Source organism: Glutamicibacter sp. BS14, from assembly GCF_056934375.1.
In genome coordinates this window covers 3,308,045-3,330,493 of the sequence record NZ_CM167801.1, presented here as the reverse complement: position 1 = coordinate 3,330,493, position 22,449 = coordinate 3,308,045, and the positions used below count along the sequence as shown (strand labels likewise).

The following is a 22,449-nucleotide window of genomic DNA, read 5'->3' as shown; positions in this document are numbered from 1 at the left end:
AAATAAAAACTGACCCGGCTGAAGTTATTTCAGCCGGGTGAGTAACCCGATTTCAAGCATTGCTTTCATGACTATTCATTGGTTGTTTCGCAATGTTTGATGTAATCTCATTCACTACGTGCTATAGCTCACGCTTGCCTGCACGGCTCTGCGAAATGCAGAAGCAGCAACGATCTGTTGAGGAGAAATAGGATGCGATACTCGCACGCATCTAAGGCTGTCGTTTTATCTGCAGCCTTGGCGCTGACCCTGTCCGCTTGTGGCGGCGGTTCCAATGAAACCGCCGGTGGCGAAGGTGACGGCTCGTACGTCGTCACCGCAAACACCACCGAACCGCAGAATGGCCTTCTGCCGGCTAACACCAACGAAGTTGGCGGCGGCCGCGTAATGGACCTGATCTTCACCGGTTTGGTCAGCTATGACGCAAAGGGCGCTCCGGTCAATGAACTCGCTGAGTCCATCGAAACCGAAGACTCCCAGAACTACACCATCAAGCTGAAGGCCGGACATACCTTCTCGGATGGTTCCCCAGTAACTGCTGCTTCGTTCGTGGATGCCTGGAACTTCGGCGCCGCGGCAAAGAACGCACAGCTGAACTCGTACTTCTTCGAATCCATCAAGGGCTTCGATGAGGTCAACAAGGAAGGCTCCAAGAAGGAAGAGATGGAAGGCCTGAAGGTAGTGGATGACACCACCTTCACCGTCGAGCTGTCCCAGCCTGAGTCCGACTTCCCGCTGCGCTTGGGCTACACGGCGTTCATGCCGTTGCCTGAAGCGGCCTTCGAGGATCCAAAGGCCTTTGGCGAAAAGCCAATCGGCAACGGCCCATACACGTTGACCGAGTGGAACCACGATGTGAACCTGAAGCTGGACGTCAACGAGAGCTACGACGGACCACGCAAGGCGGCTAACGCCGGCATCGACTTCAAGGTCTACCAGTCCACCGACTCGGCGTACAGCGATCTGCAGTCCAACAACTTGGACGTGCTGGACCAGATCCCGCCAAGCTCGCTGGCTTCCTACGAGACTGATCTGGGCGACCGCTCGATCAACTCGCCCTACGCTGGCAACGCAACCATTACCATTCCGGGTTACCTGGAGCACTTCAAGCAGGGTGAAGAGGGCAACCTCCGCCGTGCAGCGATCTCCCGCGCCATTGACCGCCAGCTGATCATCGACAAGGTGTACAACGGCGGCAAGATCAAGGCCGACGACTTCACTGCACCGGTACTTGAAGGCTATAACGCAGAGGTTCCAGGCAGCGAAGTCCTGGACTTCGACGGGGCTGAAGCCAAGAAGCTGTGGGAAGAGGCTGATGCAATCAGCAAGTGGGACTCCGGCGATGAATTCTCCGTCGGCTACAACGTTGATGGCGCTGGCAACAAGGAATATGTCGAAGCTGTCGTCAACCAGTTGAAGAGCAACCTGGGCATCAACGCCGTGGCCAAGCCATTCAGCTCCTTCAAGGAATTGCGCGAGAAGGTCACCAGCTACGAGATGACCGGTGCATTCCGTACCGGTTGGCAGGCCGACTACCCATCGCTGTACAACTTCCTTGGTCCACTATTCGGTACCGGGGCTGGTTCGAATGACGGCAAGTACTCCAGCAAGGAATTCGACGCCAAGCTGACCGAGGGCCTGTCCGCCACGGATCCTGTTGAGGGTGCGAAGATCTTCAACGAAGCACAGGAAATCCTGTTCAAGGATCTGCCGGCTATCCCGCTGTGGTACCAGGCAGTTCAGGGTGGTTGGAGCGAAAACGTGGATAACGTTGAGTTCGGCTGGAACGGTGTTCCTATGTACCAGCAAATCACTGGCAAATAAGTTTCCTTCAGCATTCGGCCTAATCAGAGCGAATAGAAGCTGAAAACTCGTCAAGGGAGATCCGAGCAGCTCAGGGTCTCCCTTTGGCGTGTCCGTCCTGCCTCGCAAAAATACACGTCGATTACTTTATCGACGGAAAGAGGATAAAAATGGCCTTGTGCCCACATGTGTCTCGAGGTGAGATGCAAGCATGTTAAGTTTTACCCTGAAGAGAATCGCGCAGCTGATCCCGGTGTTTATCGGTGCTACTTTGCTGGTGTACTTCTTGGTTTTCGCGACTCCCGGTGACCCAATCGCGGCACTCTCCGGCGGCAAGCCAATGAGTGATGCCACCCAAGCGGCCCTAACTGCGCAATACAACTTGGATAAGCCTTTTTGGGTCCAATACGGCCTGTACTTGAAGAACCTGGTGACTTTGGACCTGGGAACTTCATTCTCGGGCCAAGAAGTCAAGGAGATGCTCGCACGAGCATTCCCTGTCACTGCACGCCTGGCGATACTGGCGTTGCTGATCGAATCTGTCTTCGGCATCATCTTCGGCGTCATCGCCGGCATGCGCAAGGGCAAATTGTTCGACTCGACCGTCCTGATCGCATCGCTGCTGGTCATCGCAGTTCCAACCTTCGTACTGGGCTTCCTGCTCCAGTACGTGGTCGGAGTCAAGCTCGAATGGGCAAAGCCAACCGTTTCCGGTTCGGCAACCTGGGGCGAACTGATCCTGCCGGCCTTGGTCCTGGGACTCGTTTCTCTGGCTTACGTTTTGCGACTGACGCGTACCTCCATCATTGAGAACAAAACCGCTGACTATGTGCGCACCGCAACTGCCAAGGGCCTGAGCCGCAACCGCGTTGTCACCGTGCACATCTTGCGCAACTCGCTGATTCCAGTCGTGACCTACCTTGGCGCCGACTTGGGCGCACTCATGGGCGGCGCCATTGTTACCGAGGGTATCTTCAATGTCCCCGGTGTCGGCCACTTGCTCTACCAGGCAATCCAGAAGGGCGAAACCCCGACGGTGGTTGCCGTTGTAGGCGTCTTGGTGATCGTCTTCGTGATCGCCAACCTGATCGTGGATATGCTGTACGCACTGCTTGACCCAAGGATCCGTTATGCCTGAGAACCAGAACTTTAATCCCGAAGACGGCCTTCCCATCCGAAACACCCGTGCCGGCAAAGTTTCCAAGTACAAAATTGAGCACTACGTGGCCCCATTGGAGGAGACTCCGCTGCAGGCGGTGGATTCTGTCAAGGAAACCGGCAAGCCATTGTCCATGTGGGCTGAAGCATGGCGTTCACTGCGCAAGCAACCGCTGTTCATCATCTCCACGCTTCTGATCATCGCCGTCGTGGTTGTAGCTGCGTTCCCGCAGCTGTTCACGTCCATTGATCCGACTGGCAACCAGGCATGCTTGCTGGAAAATTCCAATGAGCCAGCACGCCAAGGACATATCATGGGCTTCAACCTGCAGGGTTGCGACATCTACGCCCGTACGATCTACGGCACGCGTGCTTCGCTGCTCGTAGGCGTATTCACTACCCTCATCGTGGTGCTGCTCGGCGGTGCCATTGGCGCCCTGGCAGGCTACTACGGCGGCTGGATCGACACCATCCTGGCTCGTCTGGGCGATATCTTCTTCGCGCTGCCGCTGATCCTTGGCGCCATCATCGTGATGCAGCTTCCTGCCTTCCGTGAAAACCGAAGCGTTTGGACGGTTATCATCACCCTTGCGATCTTCGGCTGGCCGCAGCTGGCACGCATTACCCGCGGCGCAGTGATCGAGGCCCGCAACGCGGACTTCGTGAAGGCCTCGCGCGCGTTGGGCCTGTCCAAGTTCAGCGCTTTGGTCAAGCACGTCATCCCGAACTCGTTGGCACCGATCATTGTTGTTGCCACGGTGAACCTCGGCGTATACATCGTTGCCGAGGCCACGCTGTCCTTCCTGGGCGTCGGGCTTCCGCCAGACGTCATGAGCTGGGGCAACGATATTTCCTCCGCACGTACCCAGCTGCGCAATAACCCGACCATGCTGATGTGGCCAGCACTGTTCCTTTCGGTAACGGTATTGAGCTTCATCATGCTCGGCGATGCAGTGCGCGACGCACTGGATCCGAAGGCCCGGAAGGGAGCCTAAGCAATGACTCAGAGTGCAACTCCAAAGCCTCTGCTGGAAGTCAAGGACCTGGCGATCACTTTCTCCACTCCTGACGGTCCAGTGCACGCAGTGCGCGACGCCAACTTCACCGTGATGCCCGGGGAAACCGTGGCCATCGTGGGCGAGTCCGGTTCCGGCAAGTCAACTTCGGCACTGGCTGCTATCGGCCTGTTGGCCGGCAACGGCAAGGTCTCATCCGGCCAGATTCTTTTTGACGGCGAGGACATCGCCCAAGCGAGCGAAAAGCGATTCGTAGAGCTGCGCGGCAACCATATTGGCATGGTTCCGCAGGATCCGATGTCCAACTTGAACCCGGTCTGGAAGATCGGGTTCCAGGTCAAGGAAACCCTGAAAGCCAACGGCTTGGCGGGGGATAACCCGAACAAGCGTGTAGCCCAGGTCTTGGCCGATGCAGGTTTGCCCGATCCGGAGACGCGTGCGAGGCAGTACCCGCACGAATTCTCCGGTGGCATGCGTCAGCGTGCGCTGATCGCCATTGGCCTGGCCTGCCGCCCGCGCCTGCTGATTGCCGATGAGCCAACCAGCGCACTGGACGTCACCGTGCAGCAGCAGATCCTGGACCATCTGGACACCATGACCAGTGAACTGGGCACCGCCGTGCTGCTGATTACCCACGACCTGGGCTTGGCAGCAGAGCGTGCCGAGAAGGTCGTCGTGATGTACAAGGGGCGTGTCGTCGAATATGGCCCAGCGCTGGAGATTCTGCGCAACCCCAAGCACCCGTACACCCAGCGCCTGATCAACTCGGCTCCATCGTTGTCAGCACAGCGTGGAGACAAGCACGAGGCGATTGTTGATGAGGTAATTCCGGGCAAGGCCGAGCCGCTGCTGAAAGTCAGCAACCTGACGAAGGTCTTCGATATCCGCAAGGGGTTCGGCAAGAAGGAGAAGTTCACCGCGGTGGACAACGTGTCCTTCGAGATCCCCAAGGGCACCACCACCGCCGTGGTAGGCGAGTCCGGTTCCGGCAAGTCCACCATCGCCCAGATGGTGCTCAACCTGTTGGACAAGACCGAGGGCGAGATCATCTTTGATGGCGAACAGATTGGCAACCTGAGCGAGAAGCACTTGTTCAAGTACCGCCGACGTGTCCAGCCGATTTTCCAGGATCCGTACGGATCCTTGGATCCGATGTACTCGATATTCCGAACCATCGAAGAACCACTGCGCATTCACGGTATTGGTAACGCGGCATCACGGGAGAAGAAGGTCAAGGAACTGCTGGATCAGGTTTCCATGCCGGCATCCACCATGCACCGCTTCCCGAACGAGCTGTCCGGCGGACAGCGCCAGCGCATCGCGATCGCGCGTGCTCTGGCCTTGCAGCCGGAAATGATCGTTTGCGATGAGGCTGTTTCGGCGTTGGACGTGCTGGTGCAGGCCCAGGTGCTTGAGCTGCTTGATGAGCTGCAACGCGAAATGGGCCTTACCTACCTGTTCATTACCCACGACCTGGCTGTAGTCCGCCAGATCGCGGACAACGTATGCGTGATGGAACACGGAAAGATCGTCGAACAGGGAACGACGGACGAGATTTTCGATGCGCCAAAGAGTGCATATACCCGCAACCTGCTGGCTGCGATCCCTGGAGCTTCGCTGATCTAGCAGCTCGGAAATCCGCTGAATGGGCCGGTGAAACCGTAAGGTTTCACCGGCCCATTCAGCGCTTAACCTGAGCTCAAGCAACGTCATATTCAACGAATATTTCAGATTTAATCAATCTGAAACAAACGTTGCAAAAATGTTATAAATCACTCCGCGAGTCAACATGCATGAAACAGTTGCCCGATTGATTTTTCCCAATCTGAAAGAAATCCTTGAAATCTCGGGGATGTGAGCTGGATCTCGTAAACCCGTGGGTAACAAGCGCGTTGCGAATGACTCTCAGGGGGAGAGTCGCGGCAATATCTGAAGCGCTTCTTTCTATATCCAAGCCAGAAAATTCGGGTTAGTCTATTGCTCAATGGATTGATCATGTGATCTGATCCACATTGGATCCACCGATCCAGCACTCGTATCGTTCAAGAACTCAAGGAGGCGAAATGCGGTTTCAGCGCGTTTCGAAAGCAGTAGCTGTAGGCGCAGCACTGGCCCTGGCCCTTTCGGCTTGTGCACCAGGCGGCGGAGACACAGGCGCCGATGCATCAAAGGATGCTGGCGCAGGTGGCGGCAACGGTTCGGCAGAAGCAGCAAACAGCGGCAAAGCCGATCTGGGTGATATCAAGACTGCCGAGGACAATATCAACGTCACCGTAGGTGCCCCGGAATTCCTGAGCTACAACGGCTTTACTCCGAACACCTATTCCACCTACAACTCGGCCATCGTGGACCGGATGTTCGCTGGGTTCAGCTACTTCGGTACTGACGGCACGCTGTACCCCAACGAGGCCTTGGGCAGCTATGAGAAGGTGAGCGACGATCCGCTCACCATCAAGTACACCATCAACGAAGAAGCCAAATGGTCCGATGGCACGCCGATCACCGTGGCCGACTCCGTGCTGGCATGGGCAGTGCAGAACCTGAACCTCAACGAAGGTGCCAAGGACAAGCCGCTGTTCAACTCGGTCTCTGTTGATCTCGGCGACACTGTTCCAGCTGGTCCGCAGGGCGACTGGGATGGCAAGGAATTCACTGTTGAATTCGCCGAGCCTGATCCGGACTGGGCCCTCCAGTCCTGGATGCTCCACCCAGCACATGTGGTGGCCGAAGAGTCGGGCATGAGCACCGAAGAGCTCGTCAAAGCCATTCTCGCTGGGGAATCCGACAAGCTGAAGAAGGCTGCCGATTTCTGGAACGAAGGCTGGATGACTGACCCGGGCAAGCTGCCCGATGAGAAGATCTCGCCTGTATCCGGCCCCTACAAGCTGGGTAGCTGGAAAGCTGGAGAGTCCGTAACCCTGGTTGCCAACGAGAACTACTATGGCCCCGCGCCTGCAACCAAGGAACTGACCTTCCGCTTCCTTGAAGACGCAAGCATGGTCCAGGCATTGCAGAATAAAGACGTTGACGTCATTAACCCGCAGCCCACCGTTGATACGCTCGCGCAGCTGGAGAATCTTGGCGACGCTGTAGCAATCCAGAAGGGCGACACCCTGACCTGGGAGCACCTTGACTTCAACTTCGCCAAGGGCAACGAAATGACCAATCTGGAACTGCGCAAGGCCTTTGCCATGTGTGTTCCACGTCAGCAGATTGTTGACAACCTGATCAAGCCGCTGAACCCTGACGCCATCGTGATGAACTCCCGCGAAGTCTTCCCGTTCCAGGATAACTACCAGGAAATAGTGGACGCATCCTACGACGGCCGCTACGACCAGGTTGATATCGAAGGCGCCAAGAAGATCCTCGAAGAGCAGGACGCTGTGGGTACCGAAGTACGCATCGGCTACTCGGCACCTAATGAACGCCGCGCCAACCAGGTCTCGGCCATCAAGTCCTCCTGCGATGAAGCGGGCTTCAAGATCGAGGACACCGGTTCGGCTGACTTCTTCTCGCCAAACGGTGCGCAAGACCGTGGCGACTACGAAGTAGCACTGTTCGCTTGGGCAGGTTCCGGCCAGATCAGTTCCGGCCAGAACATCTACGCCACCGGCAAGCCGCAGAACTTCGGCCAGTACTCGAACGCTGAAGTCGATGCAGCATGGGCGACCCTGGCAAGCTCGCTGGACCCGGCTGTCCATGCCGAGCAGACCAAGAAGATCGAGAAGCTGTTGTGGGATGACCTGTTCGGCATCCCGGTATTCGCCCACCCAGGCTTGAGCGCCTCGGGTTCGGATATCCAAAATGTCCGTCACACCGCAACGCAGGACCAGATCGTCTGGAACGCCGAGCAGTGGGTACGTGCTGAGTAATTGCCCCTAGGCAACGTACTTGCACAATGTGAGTGAGCACATGTGGGGCCCGATCAAAAATCGGGCCCCGCAGTGTGTTCAAAGGTCCCCAACCTCAAGGGCCGGCTCACTTCCGTGAGATGAAAGTAGGACATTAGAACCGTGTGGAAATTTATCGCCAAGAGACTAGGCTCAGCACTTGCCGTGCTGTTCGCCGCATCGCTCTTGCTCTACGTACTGGTAATCAATTCAGGTGACCCGCTCAAGGACCTCCGCGAAAGCAACGCGGATAACCGCGAGTACTTGATGGCCCAGCGTGTGGAATACATGAACCTGGATGCACCCTGGTACGGACGCTACTGGGACTGGCTGACCGGCGCCAGCAAATGCCTGATTGGCCAATGCGACCTGGGACAGAATATCAACGGCGTAGAGGTCTCCGGCTTGCTGGCCAATGCCGCATCGTCCACCTTGCGGCTGGTAGTGCTCGCTACGGTGATCGCCGCGGTTCTGGGTATCGCCATTGGCGTTTTGACTGCAATCCGCCAGTACTCCGGCCTGGATTACATCGTTACCTTCATGACCTTCCTCTTCTTCTCGCTTCCCGTCTTCTGGGCAGCTGTGCTGCTCAAGGAGTACCTGGCGATCAGCTACAACGACTGGCTGGCGGATCCGCAGATATCCCTGGGGTCATCCATAGCCATAGGCATCGTCGTCGGACTCGTCCTGCAGATGTTCCTCGGGGGCTCCTTGAAGCGCCGTGGCATCACCTTCATAGCTGCCGCTGTTTTCGTCCCGCTGGTGCTGCAGTACAGCATTTGGCTGAATTTCTACCGCTACCCGCAAATGGGCCCCGCAATCATCATCGTGCTGACGGCACTCGTGGCCTTGAGCGCCACTGCCATGAGCGTTGGCCTGAATGAAAAGCGCGTGCTGTACCCGGCGCTGATTACCGTCGTGCTGGTCTTGGCCATGTACTACGCGACCTTCTACATGCTGCTGGAACCAAACGCATGGATCCTCTTGTTCGGATTGGTCCTCGCGGTAGCGATTCCGGCAGTAGTCGGGCGCTTCATGGGCGGCCGCTTGCGCAAAGCAGCGATGTCCGTCTCCGTAGCCACCGGTGTTGTCGGTGCAGGATTGACCGTTGTCGATCACATGTTCCGCGCTTGGCCTGGTTTCCTGGATGTCAAGGGTCGCCCCATCGCGACCATCGGGTCGTCCACTGCTAACCTCGAAGGCGGTTTCTGGGATCACTTCCTGGATAACGGCACCCAGTTGCTGATGCCGACCATCCTGCTTGCAGTGATTTCTTTGGCTAGCTATTCGCGCTACACGCGTTCTTCCATGCTCGAAGTGCAGCGCCAGGACTACATTCGCACCGCCCGTTCCAAGGGATTGAGCGAACGCACCGTGATTTTCCGGCACGCGTTCCGCAACGCGATGATCCCCATCGCCACCATTGCAGCCTTCGACTTCGCCGGCCTGATCGGCGGTGCCGTGATTACCGAGCGCGTCTTCGGCTGGAAGGGCATGGGCGAAATGTTCGCAACCGGCCTGGATCATGTCGACCCGGCACCTGTGATGGCGTTCTTCCTGGTTACCGGTACCGCCGCAATCATCTTCAACTTGCTGGCGGATATCGTTTACGCCCTGCTTGACCCACGAATCCGAGTCTAGGAGGCATGGACCAATGAACATCCTTCATGCCTGCAACCCTAAGGACCAGCGATGAGCACCCCGAACAAGAACTTGAACGAGAACGAGCCGCAGAACCTGAATTCCGTGGCCGAGGTGGAAGACGCCAAGCTGGCCCAAATCCACGAAAAGCCGAAGAGCCAGGGACGCATTGTTCTCGAGCGCTTCGTCAGCCACAAGCCGGCGATGATTTCCGCGGTGATCCTGGTCGTCATCACCGTTTTCGCTTTCAGCTCCATTGGCTGGGGACCGATCCCCGGCTGGTGGGGACAGAACTTCTACCACGCTGGTGCCGTTGTGGATGGCGGCAAACCGACCTTGAGCCTGGTCCCCGCCTGGCTCGGCGGCGAAGGCATCCGCATCGGCGAGCACCCCTTCGGGCAGGACTCGGTCGGCAAGGACTACTTCGCCCTGGTCATGAACGGCACGCAGAAGTCCATCATTATCGGCGTTGTGGTTGGCTTGGTCGCCACTGTCCTGGGAACCGTCATCGGTGCTGTTGCCGGCTACTTCCGCGGATGGGTCGACGAAATCCTGATGCGCATCACTGACCTGTTCATCGTGATCCCATTGCTGGTCCTGGCCGCTGTTCTGGGCAAGATGGCTGGTGCATCCACCGGTTCCATCATCATCCTGGCCCTCGTGCTCGGCCTGGTGACCTGGACCGGCTTGGCCCGACTGGTGCGCGGTGAAATCCTTTCGCTGCGCGAACGCGAATACGTTGCTGCCGCCCAGGCCATGGGTTCGAAGACCAGCCGCGTGATCTTCAAGCACCTGATCCCCAACACCATGGGCGTGATCATCGTGAACGCAACCTTCGCGATCGCTGGCGCGATCCTGCTGGAGTCCTCGCTGTCCTACCTGGGCTTCGGCGTGAAGGCTCCAGAATCCTCGCTGGGCCTGCTGATCAGCCAGTACCAGAACGCCTTCACCACCCGCCCGTATTTGTTCTGGTGGCCAGGCATGATCATCGTTACCATCGCCCTGTCGGTGAACTTCTTGGGTGACGGCTTGCGCGATGCGTTCGACCCGCGCCAAATCGGAAAGAAGCGCCGCCGCCGCGCCGGCCTGTTCGCCCTTCCAACCCGCAAGGAGAAGCCATGAGCCACGCAGCACCAATGAACGAACAAGGCTCAGACGGCTACGCGCTGAGCTTCACCGACCTCAACGTCGTCTTTGCCACCGGTGGTGCAGACGTCCACGCAGTCAAGGGCTTGTCCTTGACCGTCCGCCCCGGGCAGGTCGTGGCGCTGGTTGGCGAGTCCGGTTCCGGCAAGTCCGTCACCTCAACTGCGGCGATGGGCCTGCTGCCGGAAAACGCCAATGTCTCAGGTGCCGCCAAGGTCGGCAACGTCAACGTGGTTGGCCTGGACGAAGGCAAGCTGCGCAAGATGCGTGCCACCGACATCGCGATGGTCTTCCAGGAGCCCATGACTGCGCTGAACCCGGTGCTGACCATTGAGCGGCAGTTGACTGAAGCGCTGGAACTGCACGACATCGCCTATGGCAAGGAAGCAACCGACCGGGCCATCGAGCTGCTGGACATGGTGGGCATCCCGGATCCCGCCAAGCGCGTCAAGCAGTACCCGCACCAGTTTTCCGGCGGCCAGCGCCAGCGTATCGTCATTGCCATGGCGATATCCTGCGATCCCAAGGTGATCATCGCCGATGAGCCAACCACCGCACTGGATGTAACGGTGCAGGCAGAAATTCTCGATCTGCTGCGCGAGCTGAAGGATCGACTGAATACCGGCATCTTGCTGATCACCCACAACATGGGTGTTGTCGCGGATATGGCCGATGAAGTGGCCGTGATGTTCCAGGGCAACCTCGTCGAGACCGGCACCGTGGAGCAAGTTCTGCTGCGCCCGGAACATCCATACACCCAGCGCCTGCTGGCCGCGGTACCGCGCTTGTCTGCTCCGGCTGTTACTACTGCGACGCCCCCGCACAGCTCCGAAACTGCGCCTCCAGGACGCGAGCTGGTGCTGGAAGCCAAGGACCTCGTGCTGGAATACGACATGCGGGGAAAGATCTTCCGCGCCGTGGAAGAGGTGAGCTTCGATATTGCCAAGGGCGAAGTCCTAGGCATTGTGGGCGAGTCCGGCTCTGGCAAATCCACCATCGCCAAGGCGGTGCTCGGCTTGTTGCCTGTGGCTAGCGGCAGCTTGTCGGTCCAGGGCCATGATCTGCCGAAACTTTCCCCGAAGGAAGCCCGCGCGGTTCGCAAGAAAATCGGCGTCATCTTCCAGGACCCGGCAGCATCCTTGAACCCGCGTTTCCCTATTGGCGATTGCATCACCGAACCAATGGTGGTTCACAAGGTTGGCAGCAAAGCAGGGCGCATCAAGCGTGCTGAAGAACTGCTCGATGCGGTGAAGCTGCCGCGCAACGTGATCAACCGATACCCCCACGAGCTCTCAGGCGGCCAGCGTCAACGTGTTTGCATTGCTCGCGCGTTGACTTTGAACCCCGAGCTGCTGATTGCCGATGAGCCAACTAGTGCTTTGGATGTTTCGGTTCAGGCAGTCGTATTGGAAATGCTGCAGGACCTGCAACGGGACTTCAACTTCGCGTGCCTCTTTGTCAGCCATGATCTGGCTGTCGTTGACATGCTGGCTGATGCGGTCGTAGTGATGCAGTCAGGCAGGGCGGTTGAGCAGGGCATGGTGGATACCGTGCTGCATGCCCCAACGCACGACTACACCAAACGCCTGTTGGCCGCGGCTCCGGTGCCGGATCCGCATGAGCAGGCAGTACGCCGTGAGGCTTGGCGCTTGCTGAACAGCACGAAGTAGATACTGAGCTGAACGACGAATAAGGGGGCTCGTTTCCAGATCTTTCACTGGAAGCGGGCCCCTTCCGTCTGCCCGGGAGAGCTGGACATGGCGAAAGCCGATTCCCCGGATCCGGCCTCGGTCCGGGAAAGCGATACAAGTACTTGCGGGCCTACGAGCAGGTGCTGGGCGGCGGAACTTGGACCAGCTGAACGAGAGGGAATGCCTCGGGCTCAACACTCATCGCTGCAGGAATCACAGGATGACCCGCACTGGCGTTCTTGCACGGATCGTGCAGCAGAAAACCAGCTCGGACGGAACCCGCAGACGCCTGCCTGGGGCTTTGCGCCGGGCGCGGGACGATGCTGATCCAGGAAAGGACCAAGGGAACCTCGGCGGTAGAGGCCCGTTAATAGGCAAAAGCTGGCTCTCTGCCGAGAGCCAGCTTTTGCCTATCTTTTGGAATCTAGTCCAGCTGCATGACGTTTTCGGTAACGACCTCTGCGCGGGCGTTGGAGAAGATCTGCTCGGTGCCAACGGTCTTGAACCCTCGGCGTTCCAGGACCTTGATGGAACCTAGATTGTCCTGGACCACATGCGCGGTCAATGGGCGCTTGGTGTATTCGGCGAGGAAGGTGTCTACCGCGCTGGTGGTCAGTCCCTTGCCCCAGTACTTGGTCGAAGTCCAGAAATTGATCTCTGGTACTTCGCCGTCGAAGACCAGAATGGATCCAACGACTTCGCCCTCATGCTCGATGGTGCGAACCAGAACATTCGGATCGTTCAGAATCGAGTTCCAGTGGTGGTCGAATACCGCGCGGTCGGCTGGGTTACGCGCTTGATAAGCGGCCATGAGGTTCGCCTCAGGTTCTTGCTGATGAGCGAAGAATGCGTCCAAGTCGGAAGGGCGGACTTCTCGTAGCTGCACGATAAAGGCCTTTCAATCGTGTGGGTCAGCGTGCCGGTATTGGCACACCAGTGAACAATGGCTTGAAACCTACACTACCGGGGAAGTGAGTGCGGCGAGTGCCATGTTGGACAATAACGGCTTCAGGCCGGACTTTTTAGTCCTCGGCGAGTGGGCGGAATGAGCAGTCGAGTTCAGCAAGCCGAAGACGGCGTGCGCGCGGAATCTGTGCGACTGCTTGCTTCCGGTGGGATGCAATTTGGCCAGTTCCGTAGTCCAAAGCCCGATATAGGAGTTCTGGAGTTTGCGGACTAATGCCAGTTCGGCCTTCGGGAGCGATTTCAAATCACGGTCCTGGACCTGCAAAATGTCCGGGCGGGACAGCGAGAAGTCAGTGTGGAAATCAACCAGACGCGAAAGCACCTCCAGGGGAGTGCCGCCGGCTTCCGTGGCCGTGCAGCCCCCGGCATAGATATCTTTGGACATATCTACTAGCAGAGCGATAAGCACTGCCTGCTTGCCGGCGAAATGCCGGTACACGGCCGGACCGGATATGCCGCAGGCAGCGCCCAGATCCTCCAGCGAAACACCCGCGTAGCCATTCAAGGCAAACAGTCGAGTGGCTTCGCGCAAGAGTGCTTCTCGTCGTTCAGCTTTGGCGCGCTCACGCTCTGTTGGTTCATTGAGCGACTGGTATTTGCTCGCCAACACAATCAACTCCTTACGTTTGCCAAGCCTCGGTCTGGACAAGTGTGACCGCTGCCACTAATGTCAAAAATGTAGCTGTTTACCCACCCGTAGGCAGCAACCAGTTAATAAATATTAACCATACGCGTCGCGGCGTGTGCTTCCAAGAAACTCACGCACCTGGCGCAGAACATGACCGCCACCGGTTTATGCACATCCCGCAGCCGATGCCGGTTCGTCCCTCAACGAAGAGAGAGCCTGATGATTGATCTCGAACTCGACGACCAGTATCAAGACCTGGTCGACATGGTCCGCGAATTCGCCCAGGAAGTCGTAGCCCCGCAGAGCGCGCAGAACGATGCCAACCATGCGTTCCCCTATGACATCGTCAAGCAAATGGGGCAGATGGGTCTCTTCGGGCTGCCAGTCTCCGAAGAATACGGCGGTTCCGGCGGCGACTACTTCCACCTCGCGCTGGCGCTCGAAGAACTGGGCAAGGTAGACCAGTCGGTAGCCATCACTCTCGAAGCCGGCGTCTCCCTGGGCGCGATGCCGATCTACCGCTTTGGCAGCGAGGGCCAGAAGCAGAAGTGGCTGCCAGCCCTGGCCGCCGGCGAACGCTTGGCCGGTTTTGGCCTGACCGAACCCGGTGCAGGCTCCGACGCCTCAGCTTCCTTGACCAAAGCGAAACTGGAAAATGGCGAATGGGTTATCGATGGCGCCAAAGAATTCATAACCAACTCCGGTACCGACATCACTTCCCTCGTCACGGCCACCGCTGTCACCGGTGTCGACGAAGCAACCGGCAAGAAGGAAATCTCGGCAATCATCGTGCCGACGGGAACCGAAGGATTCACCGCGGAGAAGGCCTACGACAAGGTGGGTTGGCGTGCCAGTGACACCCATCCGCTGAGCTTCAGCAGTGTGCGAGTTCCGGAGGAGAACCTGCTTGGCGAGCGCGGACGCGGATACGCCTACTTCTTGGAAATTCTCGATGAGGGACGTATCGCCATCGCGGCGTTGGCCACCGGAGCCGCCCAGGGTTGCCTCGACGAGGCGGTGAAGTATGCCAAGACCCGGACTTCCTTCGGTCAGGCCATCGGCCAGTACCAAGGCATCTCCTTCATGATCGCTCGCATGGCTTCGCGCGCCCACACGGCCCGTCTGGCCTACTACGCGGCGGCGGCGAAGATGCTCGCCGGCAAGGACTTCAAGATCGAAGCCGCGCATGCCAAGCTGATTGCCAGCGAAGCGGCGATGGATAACGCCCGTGATGCTACCCAGATCTTTGGCGGCTACGGATTCATGAATGAATCATTGGTTGCACGGCACTACCGCGATTCGAAGATCCTGGAAATCGGCGAAGGAACCACGCAGGTCCAGCAGATGCTCATTGCCCGCAGCTTAGGTCTCTGATTCTTGCCAGAGGGGGCGCTGCATCCTGATTTTGGGGTGTGGCGCTCTTTGGGCGCTCACAGTAAAACGAACCATAATGGGTAGGGTGAGCTCCCAAAAAACTTTCATTCCAGCCGGACATCCCCGTCGCGTCAGCCTGATCGGTTCCACCGGTTCCATCGGCACGCAGGGACTGGACGTCATCGAAAACGCATCCGGACAATTCTCCGTGGCAGCGCTGTCCGGTGGGTACAACCTTGAATTACTGGCTCGCCAGGCAATTAAGCACCGCCCTGCGCTCGTTGGCAGCGCCGTGGAATCCAAGGAGGAGCTTGCCGCGGCCATTAAGCGAGCCGCAGAAGATGCATCGGTAACCGGATACACTCCCGAGCTGGTGGCCGGCGCGCATGCGGCAACCGAGGTTGCCGCTTTCGCCGAGGCCGACGTGGTGCTCAATGGCATCACCGGTGCCATTGGCCTAGCCCCGACCATTGCTGCCTTGGAAGCCGGCCACCTGCTGGCACTGGCCAATAAGGAATCCCTGATCATCGGAGGCCAGGTAGTCAAGCGGATCGCGGCACCAGGCCAGATCTCGCCCGTTGATTCCGAGCACTCCGCCCTCGCCCAGGCCCTGCGCTCCGGCGCGCCCGAGGAAGTGGCCAAGCTGCTGGTGACTGCCTCTGGCGGTCCATTCTTCGGCTACAGCCATGAGCAGCTGCGTGATGTCACCCCCGCCCAGGCGCTGGCTCATCCAACCTGGGACATGGGGCGCATGGTCACCACCAACTCGGCCACCATGGTCAACAAGGCTTTGGAAGTCATCGAAGCCCACCTGCTGTTCGACGTGCCACTGGAAAAGATCGAGCCTGTGGTGCATCGCCAGTCAATCATTCACTCGATGGTGGAGTTCATCGACGGTTCGGTGATCGCCCAGGCATCGCCGCCGGATATGCGCCTGCCGATCGCTTTGGGCATTAATTGGCCGCATCGGGTTGCCGGTGCCGCGAAGGCTTGCGATTTCTCCACCGCAGCAAGCTGGACCTTCGAACCACTGGATGAGGAGGTCTTCAGCGCTGTAAAGCTTGCCAAGCAGGCCGCAGCGTCGTCGGGAACGCATATGGCTGTCTATAACGCCGCCAACGAAATTGCAGTGGATGCCTTCCATGATGGAAAGATCCGCTTCACCGACATCGTTGAGACCGTGGAACGGGCCTTGGACGAGTACACCCCGATGAGCGCAGCGCTATCGGTCGAAACAGTGCTGGAAACAGACCGCTGGGCCCGCGCCCATGCAACGAAGATCATCGAGGCCAAAGCATGAGTGCATTGCTGTTCATCGGCGGCGTCCTATTCATGGTGGTAGCCGTCGGGCTGTCCATTGCGCTGCATGAAATCGGGCACCTGGTACCCGCGAAACTGTTCAAGCTGCGCGTTCCGCAGTACATGATCGGTTTCGGCAAAACGCTGGTTTCCTTCAAGCGTGGCGAAACGCAATACGGCATCAAGGCCCTGCCCCTGGGCGGCTACATCTCGATGGTGGGCATGTACCCGCCACGCGACCAGGTCGTCTCGGATGCTTCCGGGAAGAAGCCGAATCTCTTCCAGAAGGTCTTCGGACAGATGGTGGATGACGCACGCTCGCAGGCCAACGAGAACGTGCTGCCCAGCGATGAAGGCCGGCTGTTCTACCAGCTGCCGATCTACAAGCGCGTCATCATCATGCTCGGTGGCCCAATCATGAACCTGGTCATCGGGTTCGTGGCGATCGGCATCGTGCTGACCAGCTTCGGCCAGGCTACGCCAACCACCACAGTCTCCGAGGTGTACCAGTGCATTGCCAGCGCACAGAACGCAGAGCAGGCCGAATGCACCGACAAGGATGTCCCAGCGCCGGCTTACGAGGCAGGCCTCCTGCCAGGGGACACGATCACCGCCGTAAACGGCACCGCTGTTGCGGAAGCTGAATGGAATAAGCTCACCGATGTCATCCGCGATCATCCAGGAGAAGCCATCACCCTGGACTATGCCCGCGACGGGCAGATTCGCACCACCGAGCTGACTCCGTACCTGACCGAACGCCCGGCGACCGACGAAAATGGCTACGTGCTGCTCGATGAGCAGGGCGAATACATCATGACCAAGGTCGGTTTCGTCGGGATGGGCTCCTTGCAGCGGGACCTGACCCAGCCGCTGAGCGCGGTTCCCGGCGTGATCGGGGATCAGTTGCTGAGAATTGGCGATGTCATCCTGCACCTGCCCCAGCGCATGGTGGATGTCGCCCAAGCTGCTTTTGGCAGCGAGGAACGCGACCCGAATGGGCCGGTGTCCATCGTGGGCGTTGGGCGCATTGCCGGAGAGATCAGCGCGGAGGATTCCATCTCGGTAGCTGACAAATTCGCAACCTTGCTGTCATTGGTGGGCGGTTTGAACTTGGCCCTGTTCGCCTTCAACCTGATCCCGCTGCTGCCGCTGGATGGCGGCCACGTGGTGGGCGCGCTGTATGAGGGGCTGAAGCGCACAGTTGCCAGGATCTTCAGGATCAAGAAGGTACGGCCTGTGGACACGGTCAAGCTTTTGCCGCTGACTTATGTCGTGGTGGTAGCGATGCTGGTCATGGGCGGGCTCTTAATATATGCGGATATCTTCAAGCCGATACAGCTGTTCTAAGCAGGGAGAAATATGCTGTAGGCATGACTGTTTTTGCTGTTGAATACGCGTACGCCGAGAACTCCACCGAGCTGCGCAATGAACACCGTCCAGCACACCGCCAGTACCTTTGCGGCTTCCTCGGCGAAGGTGCGGTACGCCTTCTTGCTTCGGGGCCGACCCCGGTCAACGACGGCGCGCTGTTGATCTTCGCGGCAGAATCGCAAGCTGCGCTGGACGAAGTGCTTTCCAATGATCCTTTCCAGAAGGTTGGCGGAATCGGCGCGGCCACCGTCACCGAATGGAACCCGGTAATTGGCCTGCTGGAGGATTTCGCGTCCTAGACGATAGGTACCTTGCACCAGCCTCCGCTGTTCTTTTCCGAGAACAGCGGAGGCTGCCTGCATTAAACAGCTCGGATGGCGCAGACTGGTAGGGGAGAGGAAGTGGAAAACATCATGGATGTGCAGATCACGTCAACGCTGGCGATCCCTGCAGCCGAGCTGAACTGGCATTTCTCCCGTTCCTCGGGCCCCGGCGGGCAGCATGTGAATACCTCGGACTCACGGGTGGAACTCACCTGGGTAATTGGCGCTTCGCGGGCCTTGTCCGACTGGCAGCGTCAGCGCTTGCTGGCGAAGCTCGGACCTCGCTTGGTGGCCGGGGCCATCGTCGTGACTGCTTCCGAAGAGCGATCGCAATGGCGCAACCGCCAGCTCGCCCAAGAGAAGTTGGGGCGCATCGTGGAAAAAGCGCTGGCGCCGGATGCACCGGCACGCAAGGCAACGAAACCTACCCGCGGTTCTCACCGGCGCGGGCTGAGTGCCAAAGCTACTCGCTCAGCCACCAAGCAACTTCGCCGCAAACCAGGGATGGACTGATCTCAGCGATCAGCTACTGTGCTTCATGTCACTTTGCTGCACGGAATGGTTGGGGTGGGGAAACGGTTGAAAGTAGGTGAAGCGTCAGCTTTCTATTATTTTGCCTTTAGGAGAACACCCTATGACCACCAAGGTCCTCACCCTCGTCGGTTCCCTGCGCAACGGTTCGACCAACCAGCAGCTGGCCGAAGCCACTTCGCACAACGCACCTGAAGGCATGGAAGTTTCCGTGTTCAGCGGCTTGGAGAACATTCCTTTCTACAACGAGGACCACGACGTGGAAGGTGGCGTTCCTGCCGCCGCCCAGGCCCTGCGCGACGCAGCGGGTGACGCCGATGCGCTGATGCTGGTCACTCCTGAGTACAACGGCACCATGCCAGCTGTCCTGAAGAACGCCATTGACTGGCTGTCCCGCCCCTTCGGTGCCGGTGCGCTCAAGGACATGCCAACCGTGGTCGTTGGCACCGCTTTCGGACAGTACGGTGGCGTCTGGGCGCAGGACGAAGCGCGCAAGGCACTGAACATCGCCGGCGCCAACGTGCTGGAAAACGTCAAGCTGGCTATCCCTAACTCGGTAGTACGCTTCGCTGAACTGCACCCGAAGGATGACGCTGAAGTTGTCGAGCAGGTCTCTGGCGTGCTGAGCAGCATCAAGGAAATCGCCGAAGCCAACTAGGTTTTCACGATCCCCGGAAGCTCAATAGTGCAAGAAAGGCCACGGTAACCGTGGCCTTTCTCGCATGAGTACCCGCTCACCGCGATACGGTGACATACTTGGACTAGAGAAATACCCACAATCTATTCGGAGGCGTCCATTGACTTCGGTCAGCCTAGGCATGCCGGCAGGCCCACCGCCGGTACTCGCACCACGTCGCAAGACTCGCCAGTTCCAGGTTGGATCCGTAGGTGTCGGCTCCGACTCGCCGATTTCGGTTCAGTCGATGACTACCACCAAGACCCACGACATCAACGCCACCTTGCAGCAGATTGCCGAGCTGACCGCTGCCGGCTGCGACATCGTGCGTGTGGCCTGCCCAACGGATAAGGATGCGGAAGCGCTGAAGATCATTGCGATGAAGTCGCAGATCCCGGTGATCGCCGATATCCACTTCCAGCCAAAGTACGTCTACGCTGCCATCGAAGCAGGCTGTGGCGCGGTGCGCGTGAACCCCGGCAATATCCGCCAGTTCGATGACCAGGTCAAGGAAATCGCGCAGGCCGCCAAGGACCACGGCACCTCCATTCGCATCGGCGTCAATGCTGGCTCGCTGGATCGCCGCTTGCTGCAGAAGTACGGCAAGGCCACCCCTGAAGCGCTGGTTGAATCAGCTGTTTGGGAAGCTTCCCTGTTTGAAGAGCATGGATTCCATGACTTCAAGATCTCGGTAAAGCACAACGACCCTGTGATCATGGTCCGTGCCTACGAGATGCTGGCCGAACGCGGGGACTGGCCACTGCACCTGGGCGTGACCGAAGCCGGTCCAGCATTCCAGGGCACCATCAAGTCCGCCACCGCTTTCGGTGCACTGCTCTCCAAGGGCATTGGCGACACCATTCGCGTATCGCTGTCCGCTCCACCGGTAGAAGAGGTGAAGGTCGGCAACCAGATTCTGGAATCGCTGAACCTGCGCCCCCGCAAGCTGGACATCGTTTCTTGCCCGTCCTGCGGTCGTGCCCAGGTGGATGTTTACACCTTGGCCGAGCAGGTTACCGCTGGGCTCGAAGGCATGAAGGCTCCATTGCGCGTGGCAGTAATGGGCTGCGTTGTCAACGGACCGGGCGAAGCCCGCGACGCTGACCTCGGCGTTGCCTCCGGCAATGGCAAGGGGCAGATCTTCGTTAAGGGCGAAGTCATCAAGACCGTCCCGGAAGATCAAATTGTTGAGACTTTGATTGAAGAAGCCAACCGTTTGGCAGCAGAAATGGGACTGGACAATGACGAGAATCCTTCCTCGGGTTCTCCCATGGTCTCCGTCAGCTAGAACTAGCCGCCGGAGCGTCGAGGGAGAGCCGCGCATCTTGGGCCGTCGTGATACGACAGCCCTCATTGAGCTGCTCGATCGCGACCCCGTCGCCAATATATTCACCCGTTCGCAGGTGAGCATCCACCGGTCAGCAGTCCCAGACGGGTTTGCGCACATCGTTGGCTTGGACGGCAGCGAAGGTCTTGAATCGGCATGCTGGGTGGGCGCTAATATGGCGCCCACCGCCATGCCGGATTCCGATGCCCAGAAGTACGCCATGCATGCCATCGATTCCCGACAGCGATTCGCCTCGGTATTCGGTCCGGCAGAAACAGTTCTGGCCATGCATGAAGTCTTGCGGGATGGTCCGCAAGAAATTTTTGATGTCCGGGAAAATCAGCCATTAATGGCCATCACCCAAATCCCGGAGGGAATTCGCCGCAACCGGATTCGGCCGGCTCAGGTTCAGGAATTCGACCTAGTCCTGCCTGCCAGCGCTGCCATGTTCGAAGAAGAGCTTGGATATTCGCCGTTGGAAAACGGTGGAAGCTTCTACCGCAACCGTGTACGCCAGTTAATTCGTGAGGGGCACACGCTCATGGACTGCGACCAGCGCGGCAACGTGATTTTCAAGGCTGATTTAGGCACCGTCACCGACGAAGTAGTGCAAATCCAAGGTGTTTGGGTGAACCCGATTTATCGCGGCCAAGGCTTGGCTGCCGGCTACATGGCCTCCACGGTGGACTACGCGATGCAGTTCGCTCCTGTAGTGAGCCTGTACGTCAACGACTACAACACCGCTGCAATCAAGACTTATCAGAGCATCGGCTTTGAACAGGTCGGCACCTTCGCAACGATCCTGTTCTAGCGTGCCGCTGGTTAAATGTCCCTGAGGCTTCTTAATGCGGGGCAAGCGCATCCGAATCTCATACACTCGTAGGTGTTATAACCACGGACGGGGAGAATAGTGTCAGCAGCAATCACTATCAAGAAGATTCCGGCCGTGCTCGCCTTGCTGGCAATCCCGATGTTAGCATCGTGCTCCGTTGGAGGAGAAAGCTCTCCATCTCCGAACTCGCTGCCGCTGGTGCAAATGGATGCCCAGCAACTTGAGACCAGGCTTACCGAATTCGGAAACGGTTTGCCCAAGGCCAAAGTCTTCGATGACCGGGCGCTCCGCTCCAGCATTCCCGTAGCGCAAGAGTGGATGGAAAATATGGAAGTCAATCCCAGCAAATGCGGCGTGACTTTTGCAGCTCCGATTACAGAGCAATTGAAGAATTCCACGATGGGAGCCATCGAATATCAACATGGCTATTTGACCGTGGCCCTGTTCAACGACGAGGAAACCTTGAAGGAACAGTGGAAAGCCAAATTGGAAGAGAACGCCGGATGCTCCCGGTACACCGTGAAATCCGGCAATGAATCGCGGGCCTACCACCTGGCGAAGCAGCCGATCGATTCTCCAGCCGAGATGAGTGAAAGCTATGTAGTAACCAGTAGCAACGGCTCGTCGACGGAACAGCAACTGATTGTCCGTTCGGCAACATCGAACGTGTTGATTGGCCTGCAAGAACCGACTTCGAAGGACTCGGCGGCCGAGCAGCTGACGGCGGCAACTGAGACCATACACGCGTTGCTGGAACAATTGAACTAGAGCGCCACG

Annotated in this window: 19 protein-coding genes; 17 read left to right on the top strand and 2 right to left on the bottom strand. The window is 58.4% G+C overall.

Annotated elements, in window-relative coordinates:
• Positions 1-192: 192 nt before the first annotated feature.
• The 8 genes from AC1Z36_RS15725 (at position 193) to AC1Z36_RS15690 (ending at position 12,324) form a co-directional block, all read left to right on the top strand.
• On the top strand, positions 193-1,824 hold the full coding sequence (locus tag AC1Z36_RS15725) for a peptide ABC transporter substrate-binding protein (protein ID WP_105657253.1): 1,632 nt from the start codon (positions 193-195) through the stop codon (positions 1,822-1,824).
• Positions 1,825-2,014: 190 nt separating this feature from the next.
• Entirely contained in the window at positions 2,015-2,941 is a 927-nt protein-coding gene (locus tag AC1Z36_RS15720) for an ABC transporter permease (RefSeq protein ID WP_105657254.1), read from the top strand.
• Positions 2,934-3,956 carry an ABC transporter permease gene (locus AC1Z36_RS15715; protein WP_286134154.1) on the top strand — a complete coding sequence of 341 codons (1,023 nt, stop codon included), beginning with the start codon at positions 2,934-2,936 and terminating at the stop codon, positions 3,954-3,956. Before AC1Z36_RS15720 ends, AC1Z36_RS15715 begins: the two co-directional genes overlap by 8 nt.
• A 3-nt stretch (positions 3,957-3,959) precedes the next feature.
• The gene (locus tag AC1Z36_RS15710; protein WP_105657255.1) at positions 3,960-5,603 is read left to right on the top strand and encodes an ABC transporter ATP-binding protein; all 1,644 of its coding nucleotides are present in this window, start codon (positions 3,960-3,962) and stop codon (positions 5,601-5,603) included.
• Positions 5,604-6,040: 437 nt separating this feature from the next.
• Positions 6,041-7,849: an ABC transporter family substrate-binding protein gene (locus AC1Z36_RS15705; protein ID WP_332498227.1), complete on the top strand. Its 1,809-nt coding sequence runs from the start codon at positions 6,041-6,043 to the stop codon at positions 7,847-7,849.
• Between the two features lie 141 nt (positions 7,850-7,990).
• Positions 7,991-9,508 carry an ABC transporter permease gene (locus tag AC1Z36_RS15700; protein ID WP_105657257.1) on the top strand — a complete coding sequence of 506 codons (1,518 nt, stop codon included), beginning with the start codon at positions 7,991-7,993 and terminating at the stop codon, positions 9,506-9,508.
• Positions 9,509-9,559: 51 nt separating this feature from the next.
• Positions 9,560-10,630 (top strand): ABC transporter permease, encoded by a 1,071-nt coding sequence (locus tag AC1Z36_RS15695; protein ID WP_105657258.1) that lies wholly within the window; start codon positions 9,560-9,562, stop codon positions 10,628-10,630.
• Positions 10,627-12,324, top strand: a complete 1,698-nt coding sequence (locus AC1Z36_RS15690; RefSeq protein WP_332486603.1) for an ABC transporter ATP-binding protein — start codon at positions 10,627-10,629, stop codon at positions 12,322-12,324. The genes AC1Z36_RS15695 and AC1Z36_RS15690 overlap by 4 nt, the downstream gene beginning before the upstream one ends.
• A 445-nt stretch (positions 12,325-12,769) precedes the next feature.
• Here the strand turns inward: AC1Z36_RS15690 and AC1Z36_RS15685 are convergent, their stop codons facing one another.
• Positions 12,770-13,231, bottom strand: a complete 462-nt coding sequence (locus AC1Z36_RS15685) for a GNAT family N-acetyltransferase (protein WP_105657260.1) — start codon at positions 13,229-13,231, stop codon at positions 12,770-12,772.
• Between the two features lie 69 nt (positions 13,232-13,300).
• Positions 13,301-13,921, bottom strand: a complete 621-nt coding sequence (locus AC1Z36_RS15680; protein ID WP_105657261.1) for a TetR/AcrR family transcriptional regulator — start codon at positions 13,919-13,921, stop codon at positions 13,301-13,303.
• Positions 13,922-14,158: 237 nt separating this feature from the next.
• Here AC1Z36_RS15680 and AC1Z36_RS15675 point away from each other — a divergent pair, with 237 nt between their 5' ends.
• The 9 genes from AC1Z36_RS15675 (at position 14,159) to AC1Z36_RS15635 (ending at position 22,440) form a co-directional block, all read left to right on the top strand.
• Positions 14,159-15,313 (top strand): acyl-CoA dehydrogenase family protein, encoded by a 1,155-nt coding sequence (locus tag AC1Z36_RS15675; protein WP_105657262.1) that lies wholly within the window; start codon positions 14,159-14,161, stop codon positions 15,311-15,313.
• A gap of 76 nt (positions 15,314-15,389) precedes the next feature.
• A complete protein-coding gene (gene dxr / locus AC1Z36_RS15670; protein ID WP_105661821.1) occupies positions 15,390-16,613 on the top strand; it encodes a 1-deoxy-D-xylulose-5-phosphate reductoisomerase in 1,224 nt (407 codons plus the stop codon).
• On the top strand, positions 16,610-17,959 hold the full coding sequence (locus tag AC1Z36_RS15665) for a M50 family metallopeptidase (RefSeq protein ID WP_483561454.1): 1,350 nt from the start codon (positions 16,610-16,612) through the stop codon (positions 17,957-17,959). The genes dxr and AC1Z36_RS15665 overlap by 4 nt, the downstream gene beginning before the upstream one ends.
• 23 nt (positions 17,960-17,982) lie before the next feature.
• Positions 17,983-18,282 carry a YciI family protein gene (locus AC1Z36_RS15660; protein ID WP_105657265.1) on the top strand — a complete coding sequence of 100 codons (300 nt, stop codon included), beginning with the start codon at positions 17,983-17,985 and terminating at the stop codon, positions 18,280-18,282.
• Positions 18,283-18,396: 114 nt separating this feature from the next.
• A complete protein-coding gene (gene arfB, locus AC1Z36_RS15655) occupies positions 18,397-18,819 on the top strand; it encodes an alternative ribosome rescue aminoacyl-tRNA hydrolase ArfB (RefSeq protein ID WP_483561976.1) in 423 nt (140 codons plus the stop codon).
• Between the two features lie 121 nt (positions 18,820-18,940).
• Entirely contained in the window at positions 18,941-19,495 is a 555-nt protein-coding gene (locus AC1Z36_RS15650; protein ID WP_105657266.1) for an NAD(P)H-dependent oxidoreductase, read from the top strand.
• Between the two features lie 139 nt (positions 19,496-19,634).
• A complete protein-coding gene (gene ispG / locus AC1Z36_RS15645) occupies positions 19,635-20,801 on the top strand; it encodes a flavodoxin-dependent (E)-4-hydroxy-3-methylbut-2-enyl-diphosphate synthase (RefSeq protein WP_105657267.1) in 1,167 nt (388 codons plus the stop codon).
• A 166-nt stretch (positions 20,802-20,967) separates the two neighbouring features.
• Positions 20,968-21,651 carry a GNAT family N-acetyltransferase gene (locus AC1Z36_RS15640; protein WP_483561453.1) on the top strand — a complete coding sequence of 228 codons (684 nt, stop codon included), beginning with the start codon at positions 20,968-20,970 and terminating at the stop codon, positions 21,649-21,651.
• Positions 21,652-21,786: 135 nt separating this feature from the next.
• Positions 21,787-22,440, top strand: coding sequence for a hypothetical protein (locus tag AC1Z36_RS15635; protein WP_133832999.1), 654 nt, complete (start codon positions 21,787-21,789; stop codon positions 22,438-22,440).
• The last annotated feature ends 9 nt before the right edge of the window (positions 22,441-22,449 follow it).

Excerpts from the sequence above, each read along its gene's own strand:
- AC1Z36_RS15725 (WP_105657253.1), top strand. The coding sequence starts at position 193 with ATGCGATACTCGCACGCATCTAAGGCTGTCGTTTTATCTGCAGCCTTG.
- AC1Z36_RS15720 (WP_105657254.1), top strand. The coding sequence starts at position 2,015 with ATGTTAAGTTTTACCCTGAAGAGAATCGCGCAGCTGATCCCGGTGTTT.
- AC1Z36_RS15715 (WP_286134154.1), top strand. The coding sequence starts at position 2,934 with ATGCCTGAGAACCAGAACTTTAATCCCGAAGACGGCCTTCCCATCCGA.
- AC1Z36_RS15710 (WP_105657255.1), top strand. The coding sequence starts at position 3,960 with ATGACTCAGAGTGCAACTCCAAAGCCTCTGCTGGAAGTCAAGGACCTG.
- AC1Z36_RS15705 (WP_332498227.1), top strand. The coding sequence starts at position 6,041 with ATGCGGTTTCAGCGCGTTTCGAAAGCAGTAGCTGTAGGCGCAGCACTG.
- AC1Z36_RS15695 (WP_105657258.1), top strand. The coding sequence starts at position 9,560 with ATGAGCACCCCGAACAAGAACTTGAACGAGAACGAGCCGCAGAACCTG.
- AC1Z36_RS15690 (WP_332486603.1), top strand. The coding sequence starts at position 10,627 with ATGAGCCACGCAGCACCAATGAACGAACAAGGCTCAGACGGCTACGCG.
- AC1Z36_RS15675 (WP_105657262.1), top strand. The coding sequence starts at position 14,159 with ATGATTGATCTCGAACTCGACGACCAGTATCAAGACCTGGTCGACATG.
- dxr (WP_105661821.1), top strand. The coding sequence starts at position 15,390 with ATGGGTAGGGTGAGCTCCCAAAAAACTTTCATTCCAGCCGGACATCCC.
- AC1Z36_RS15665 (WP_483561454.1), top strand. The coding sequence starts at position 16,610 with ATGAGTGCATTGCTGTTCATCGGCGGCGTCCTATTCATGGTGGTAGCC.
- AC1Z36_RS15660 (WP_105657265.1), top strand. The coding sequence starts at position 17,983 with ATGACTGTTTTTGCTGTTGAATACGCGTACGCCGAGAACTCCACCGAG.
- arfB (WP_483561976.1), top strand. The coding sequence starts at position 18,397 with ATGGATGTGCAGATCACGTCAACGCTGGCGATCCCTGCAGCCGAGCTG.
- AC1Z36_RS15650 (WP_105657266.1), top strand. The coding sequence starts at position 18,941 with ATGACCACCAAGGTCCTCACCCTCGTCGGTTCCCTGCGCAACGGTTCG.